General features: G+C 66.3%; 7 protein-coding genes. 3 read left to right on the plus strand and 4 right to left on the minus strand.

The window, feature by feature from the left end; genetic code table 11:
• Both P3W85_RS36590 and P3W85_RS45690 read left to right on the plus strand, forming a co-directional pair.
• Positions 1-644 (plus strand): formyltransferase family protein (locus P3W85_RS36590; RefSeq protein ID WP_276268373.1); only part of this gene is annotated, 644 nt, incomplete at its 5' end.
• Positions 645-687: 43 nt separating this feature from the next.
• Positions 688-1023 (plus strand): hypothetical protein, encoded by a 336-nt coding sequence (locus tag P3W85_RS45690; RefSeq protein WP_430869689.1) that lies wholly within the window; start codon positions 688-690, stop codon positions 1021-1023.
• On the opposite strand, the gene P3W85_RS36595 is transcribed toward P3W85_RS45690, so the two are convergent.
• The 4 genes from P3W85_RS36595 to P3W85_RS36610 all read right to left on the minus strand — a co-directional run bounded on the left by P3W85_RS36595 (position 943) and on the right by P3W85_RS36610 (position 6481).
• Entirely contained in the window at positions 943-1743 is an 801-nt protein-coding gene (locus P3W85_RS36595; RefSeq protein WP_276268374.1) for a tetratricopeptide repeat protein, read from the minus strand. The two genes, P3W85_RS45690 and P3W85_RS36595, sit on opposite strands and share 81 nt — an antisense overlap.
• Positions 1744-1999: 256 nt before the next feature.
• Entirely contained in the window at positions 2000-3019 is a 1020-nt protein-coding gene (gene rtcA / locus P3W85_RS36600; RefSeq protein ID WP_276268378.1) for an RNA 3'-terminal phosphate cyclase, read from the minus strand.
• A gap of 115 nt (positions 3020-3134) precedes the next feature.
• Complete coding sequence (locus P3W85_RS36605; RefSeq protein ID WP_276268375.1) at positions 3135-4364, minus strand: RtcB family protein; 1230 nt, start codon at positions 4362-4364, stop codon at positions 3135-3137.
• Between the two features lie 554 nt (positions 4365-4918).
• Positions 4919-6481, minus strand: a complete 1563-nt coding sequence (locus P3W85_RS36610; RefSeq protein ID WP_276268376.1) for a vWA domain-containing protein — start codon at positions 6479-6481, stop codon at positions 4919-4921.
• 26 nt (positions 6482-6507) lie between these two features.
• On the opposite strand from P3W85_RS36610, the gene P3W85_RS36615 reads away from it, so the two are divergent.
• Positions 6508-6703 (plus strand): hypothetical protein (locus P3W85_RS36615; protein ID WP_276268377.1); only part of this gene is annotated, 196 nt, incomplete at its 3' end.

The raw sequence follows: 6703 nt of genomic DNA on the forward strand, positions 1-6703 counted from the left end.
GTCCCGAACCCGATAGCGTCGATCAGCCTGCCAGGCCGGCGCCGTTCTCGCCAAGGCGTTTCGCCATCACCGCATCGGACCGCTACCTGGGCGTGTTCAAGGCCTTCATCCAGCGCGGCTGGGAGCCGGTAAAGCTCTTCTGCGCGCGCGTCGACGGCCGCATGCATCGCACCGAAGCCGTCCTCGGCCTCGCCGAGGAACGCAAGATCGACATCCAGCTATCCCCCATGAACGATGCATCGCTCGACGGCCTGCGCGATCTCGGGTGCGATCTCCTGGTGGTGGCCAGCTACCAATGGCGCATCGGCGACTGGGCTTCGCGGATCCCGAAGGCCATCAATTTCCACCCCTCGCCGCTGCCCGTGGGGCGCGGCCCCTATCCGCTGCCGCGGGCCATCCTCGACGGACATGTCAGCTGGGGCGCGAGCTGCCACAAGGTCAGCAAGCATTTCGACCGGGGCGACATCCTCGCCCAGCGCGTGTTCGAACTCTCTTCCGACGAAACGCATGAAAGCCTCGACCTGAAAACCCAGCGTGCCATGTCGCGGCTGGCGCACGAAGTGCGCCTCCGGCGTGGATACGCTCTGGGAATGCGCCCGGCCGCAGGGCGAAGGCAGCTACTATCCCTTCTGGACCGAGAATGAGCGCACGCTCGACTTCTCGCAGCCGCCCGAGCGCATCAACACAATGCTGCGCGCCTACGGCCGCCACGAGTGCCTGGCGCGCGTCAAGAACAACCTGCTGCACGTGATCCAGGCCCAGGCCTGGCGCGAGCCGCATGCCTTGCCGCCGGGCGAACTCGACCATGTCGACGGTGAACGCCTCGTCATCTCCTGCACGGGGGATTCGTCGCCCTGCTCGAATGGAACCTGCTGGCGCCGGGCAAGGCGCGCGGCACCGCGCCGCGCTGAACGGTCGGTGCCCGCCTGGGCTGCCATTCCGCTATTGCCTGGCTCTCTGCTTGTCCCGCAGCGCCTGGACATAGAGAAGCTCCTTCGACGCCGCGGTATCGTTCCGGTTTAGTTCAAGGCATTGCCGGTATATGCGCTCGGCGTCGTCGAGACGGCCTTGTTCCACGTACACGTACCCGATACCGCGCCAGGCGCGGGCCAGTTCCAGGTTCCGCGCATGTTCCGGTGAGGTTTCCCTGGCCGCGGATTCCGCGCGCTGGAATGCCTGCAGGGCGGATTGCCAGTTCTTCTCCCGCTGATACAGATTGCCAAGCTCGGAAAGAAACTGTGAATTCCTGGGCGACAGCTTCAATGCCCTGTCGAGCGATGCCTTGGCTTCGGGGATGCGGCCGAGTTCCGCGAGAGCGTAGGCCGTCAGATAATAGGAATAAGCCCAGTTCGGCGTGACAACGCTGGCATTCCCGGTCTTCTCACTGGCAGCCGTGGCCAGGTACAGCAGGGTCTCCACCTGGTTTCTGGCGCTGAAGTATCTCGTGTTTCCGTCGTTGAACCTGATTTCATAGTCAGCCGCAAGCTGACTGAAGATGGGGATGGCCTCATTGGGCTTTCCCGACCGCAGGAGCCGTACGCCGTCGGCGATCGATTGCGCGGCCTTCGCTTCCTGCACATCCTCCGTAGGCTGAGCGGGCTGAGCGGGCTGAGCAAGCTGAGCGGGCTGAGCGGATCTTGCCTCGCTCTTCTCCACCGGTTTGTCGGGCACCGTGGAGCAACCCGCAAGCAAGGCCGCGCTTGCCATCAGCGCTACGAAAGACTGCTTTGCCAGATATCCCATCCGATTTCCATCCTCTGTTGACGTTGCCAGAACCCGTGGCACCTCACTTCCATCCATTTCGCATCGCGCGGCTTTTCCCCAGCTCCTCCTGGCTCCTGGGCAGCGGCGCGACAACATGGAACCGGGAAAGCGCGGCATGATAAGAAGCCGCATGGCGCGATGCCATGCCGGCTAGTATGCCGCCACGGCCCGCGCAATTGACAGAGCAGGACTGCGCGGGTGTTGGATCTCCGCCATTGACAACGCAGGCGATAAATCAGCCCACCGCCACGCGCGTGCACGTCCCCAGCGGCTCGAACTCGATATCCACCGGCAGGAACTTGCGAATCACCTCGGCATTGCTGCGCAGGTGGCCGGTGACCTCATCGACGGTGAAGCTGCCGCCGCCGGCCAGGGCCATCGGCAGCAGCAGCTGATCGGCCAGGTGCGGCCCCACCGCCCCCGTACCGGCAAGGTAGGCGCGCGCCTGGCGGCAGGCCGCGCCAGCCACGCTCTCGGCCGAACGGCCCTTCTCGCCGTACTCGCAGAACACCTCAGTGACATGCTCGAACGGCAAGGTCAGCAACACCGCGTTGCCCGGCCCTTCCTCATGGCGCAGCCCGCCGACGTGCAGCTGGCCGGCCTCCCAGCCCATCCGCTCGCCCACCAGGTCCAGTTCGCGCCGCGCCACGTGGTGCGGCACGCCGGCAATCAGCGCGTGCGCTTCGGCCAGGCCGGGCGCGCCGCGCGCCTCCAGCGCCAAGGGCTGCCAGGCCGCGCCGGTGCGGCCGCTTAACGTCAGCTCGCCGCCACCCGCGGGATAGAAGCCGTGGCGGCGCAGCGCGAGGCCGGCCACCGCGCCCATGCGCGCCATCAGCGGCAGCCAGGCGTCGCGCAGGAAGGTCGCCGACGGCGCCATGGGATTATGGGTGCCGCCCGACAGCGCCAGGGTGAAGCCATGGTTGCCGGCCACGCTCCACAGTGCCGGCAACAGCGTCTGCAACACCAGCGTGCAACTGCCGGCGGTGCCGATGGCAAAGTCATAGTTGCCGGCGCGCACCGGGCCGGGCTCGAAGGTCAGCGTGGTCGAGCCGATCGCCGCGCCCTCGGTACGGGCGCCGCTGATCGCCTGCGCCGCGACCACGGCGGTCAGGTGCTGGCGCATCAGCCCGGGCTTGCTGCGCCGCGCGCGCACATTGGCGATGCGCACCGGCGTGCCGGTCACCATGGCCAGCGACAGCGCGGTGCGCAGGATCTGCCCGCCGCCCTCGCCGTAGGAGCCGTCGATTTCAATCATTGCCATGACTCGTCTTATTCGTTTTTATTCGTTTTATTCGATTTGTCCCTGCCGCCATCCCGGCGCGGCCTGGACGGAAGGGGTGCCACCGGGCGTACCCCGGGGCGCCCTTCCATCAGCCCTTCACGCACACCACCTGCTTGAGCGTGTGGACGATCTCGACCAGGTCGGACTGCGCAGCCATCACGGCATCGATGTCCTTGTAGGCCATCGGGATCTCATCGATCACCTCGGCATCCTTGCGGCATTCGACGCCCGCCGTGGCCCGCTGCTGGTCGTCGACCGAGAACCGGCGCCTGGCTTCGGTCCGGCTCATGGTACGGCCCGCGCCGTGGCTGCAGGAGCAGAAGGCCTCTTCATTGCCCTTGCCGCGCACGATGTAGGAGCGGGCCCCCATCGAGCCGGGAATGATGCCCAGCTCGCCGGCCTGGGCGCTTACCGCGCCCTTGCGCGTCACCAGCACGTCCTCGCCGAAGTGGCGCTCCTTCTGCACGTAGTTGTGGTGGCAGTTGACCGCCTCCATCTCCGTGCCGAACGGCTTGCCGATCACGGCGCGCGCGGCGTCCAGCACGTTGGCCATCATCAACTCGCGGTTGCGCCGTGCATATTGCTGCGCCCACTCCACCGCGAACACATAGTCCTCATAGTGCTCGCTGCCTTCCACCAGGTAGGCCAGATCGCGGTCGGGCAGGTTGATGAAATGGCGGCGCATATCCGCCTGCGCCAGCTCGATAAAGGTATTGCCGATGGCATTGCCCACCCCGCGCGAACCCGAGTGCAGCATGAACCAGACCGACTGGTTCTCGTCCAGGCAGACCTCGATGAAGTGGTTGCCGGTACCCAGCGTACCCAGGTGATTGCGGTTGTTGGTGCGCGTCAGCTTCGGGTACTTCCCGGTGATCCGCGCGAAACCGCCGGCCAGCGCCGCCCAGCCCGCATCCACCGTGGCCGGCACATCGCCCCAGGCGCCCTTGTCGCGCCCGCCGCGGTTATTCGAGCGGCCGTGCGGCACCGCGCGCTCGATCGCGCTGCGCAGCGGGCCCAGGTTGTCGGGCAGGTCGCTGGCACACAGCGTGGTCTTGACGGCAATCATGCCGCAGCCGATATCCACGCCCACCGCCGCCGGGATGATGGCGCCGCGCGTCGGGATCACCGAGCCGATGGTGGAACCCTTGCCCAGGTGCACGTCCGGCATCACAGCCAGGTGCCTGAAGATAAAGGGCATCTGCGCGGTGTTGGCGAGCTGCGCGCGCGCCTCGGCCTCGACCGGCACGCCATGGGTCCACATCTTGACCGGACGGCCCTTGCCGGATTGGAATACTTCGTAGTGCTCCTTGGTGTTCATCTCGTCTTCTCTCTATGCCCTGAGGGCGGAACAGCACCGGCAACCGCCGGCAAGATACCAATAAAGTGGGCGACAAGGATTTGTGGAACCGGTGCTCTACCGTTGAGCTACGCTGCCCCGGATCACCGGCACAGCGGCGGGAGTCGAACCCGCTGCCTCCTCATTAATAGTGATGTAGTTCCACAGGCATTCGCCCGTCAACATAAAAGAATGCGGCATCGCCACGACAAGGATCGCCCGGATAAACGCCGCCTTGCGGCAGCGGCCGGATTCGAACCGGCAATCACCAGATGTAATCCAGGCCGGCATTCGTGGCAAGTCCGCATACCGCAGGCGCCGTGGGGGACGCTTGGGGTATGCCGGCTCGGGTGGCGGCAACCGGCGACAAGGGTCAGGACAGACGTAACCTGGATGTAGTCTGTCCGGCATTCGCCAGCCACCGCCGAACTTCGCAAGCTGCGACTTCAGCTCAACGTCACTTCAGCCTTGCTTCAACGTCACTTCGACCTCGCTTCAACGTCACTTCGACCTCGCTTCGACCTCGCTTCGACACATCACAGCGTCACCGCCGAGATCTCTCCCACCCAGTGCCCGGCCTGCAGCTGCCCGGCGGCAAAGGCGGCGACGACCTGGAACACCGAGTCGGAGAAGCCCCCGATGTTCAGGATGTCGTCCCGCTCCGGCGCCTGGCTGCGGGCGTAAGGCTGCATATCCAGGCACACCAGCCGAGCCTTGGGATTGCGGCTCTTGAAACGCTCCCACTCGCGCAACGTTTGCGTGGCGCCGTGGCGGGCATCCATCCACGACTGGTTGTCCGACACCAGCATCACCAGCTCGGCGCTCACCCGGCGATGGTTCAGCCAGGCCAGCGGCGCGCTGCAGTCGGTGCCGCCGGCACCGATCGCCGCCATCTTCTGCGCATTGGTCATCACCGTGTCGCGCGGGTTCAGCTTCAGCGTCACCACGTCTTCCTTGAACGGCACCACCACGGTATCCGGCTGCTTGCGCAGGAAGGTGGCGGCCACCAGCGCCGCCGCATCCACGCAGCGCACCGCGCTGCTGGCGCCAGCCCGGTAACCGGTCACCGGCGAGTGCATGGAGCCCGAAACGTCCGGGCAGACCACCATGCGCCCCTCCACCTGCGGCACGTTGGCCAACGCCAGCTCCAGTGCGTCCTGCAAGGCGTCCCGCACCACTGCCGGCAGCTCGTCGCCGGCCGCCTGGCAGGCGGCCAGCAACTGGTACGGGAACACCCGGGCCCGTGCAATCGCGGCGGGATCGCGCAGCTTTGCCGCGATGTCCTCCGCCATGCCAGGCAAAGCGAACACGCCGTGACGCGCAAAGGTGTTCAGGTTCATGCGCACCATCTGCCAGCCGCCCTGCCGCGCCACTTCGGCCCAGGCCTGGGCATCCAGGTCCAGCGAGGCCAGCATCTGGAACGGCACCTCCGGCACCGGCGCCTGCCGGCCTTCGGCGCGCGCCTGCTTGTAAGCCTCGTAGGCCTGCGTGATCGGCGGCAGCGCGGCCGGATCATACGGCTTGCCGATCAGCCAGGCAAAAAAGGCGGCACGCCAGGCTTCGGCGGGCTTCGGGTGCACCATCTTCACCACATCGGCCAGCGACGGCCGCGTGCCCACCGATGCGGCCAGCAGCGCACGCTCGCCGGCGCCGTTGAGCCACTGCTGCACCAGCCTCTTCGGCCGCGTGCCCAGGGATTTCCGGCCCACCGCGCCGCTGCGCAGTATCTGCACCACATTGCGCAGCATCTTGCCGTTGTCGACGACGCGGCCAAACACCGCCGGCAGGTGCTCCGGGCCGCGCAGGGTCAGCGCCGCCACCAGCAGGGCCGGCATGTCCTTCATATAGCCGCGTTCGCGGCAATACACGGCGGTCCGGGCGATAAAGGCCGGGTCCACGTCTTCGCACAGCGCCAGCACGGCGTCGAGCTGCACTTCGGCGCTGGCGTAGAAGGTGCCGTTCAGGCAGCCGGTCGCCGCGTATTGGGCCAGGCTGTGCTCGCGCCCCAGGGCATAGGCCGGGCCGCCCGCTTCGTTGATCGTGTCCGCCGGTGGCAGGAAGCGGCCGCGCAGGCCTTGGAACAGATTGGTATTCGCCATTTGCATTCTCCGTGGAGACCAGTTCGTTGACCGGTGCGCGCCGTATTGCCTTCTGCTTCTTGCTTCCGGCCCGGCGCGGCACCGTGTTTGATGGTCTCTATTTCGCAAGCCGTGTGCCAGGCCGGCGCCCAATGCCTGAAATAAAACACAAGCCATTGATTTTTAATGATTTTGTTGAAAATCGACGTGATGCAGCCAGATTTCTCGGCTTGCGCGATTGGC

This window comes from Cupriavidus basilensis, from assembly GCF_029335485.1.
Classification (GTDB): domain Bacteria; phylum Pseudomonadota; class Gammaproteobacteria; order Burkholderiales; family Burkholderiaceae; genus Cupriavidus; species Cupriavidus basilensis_E.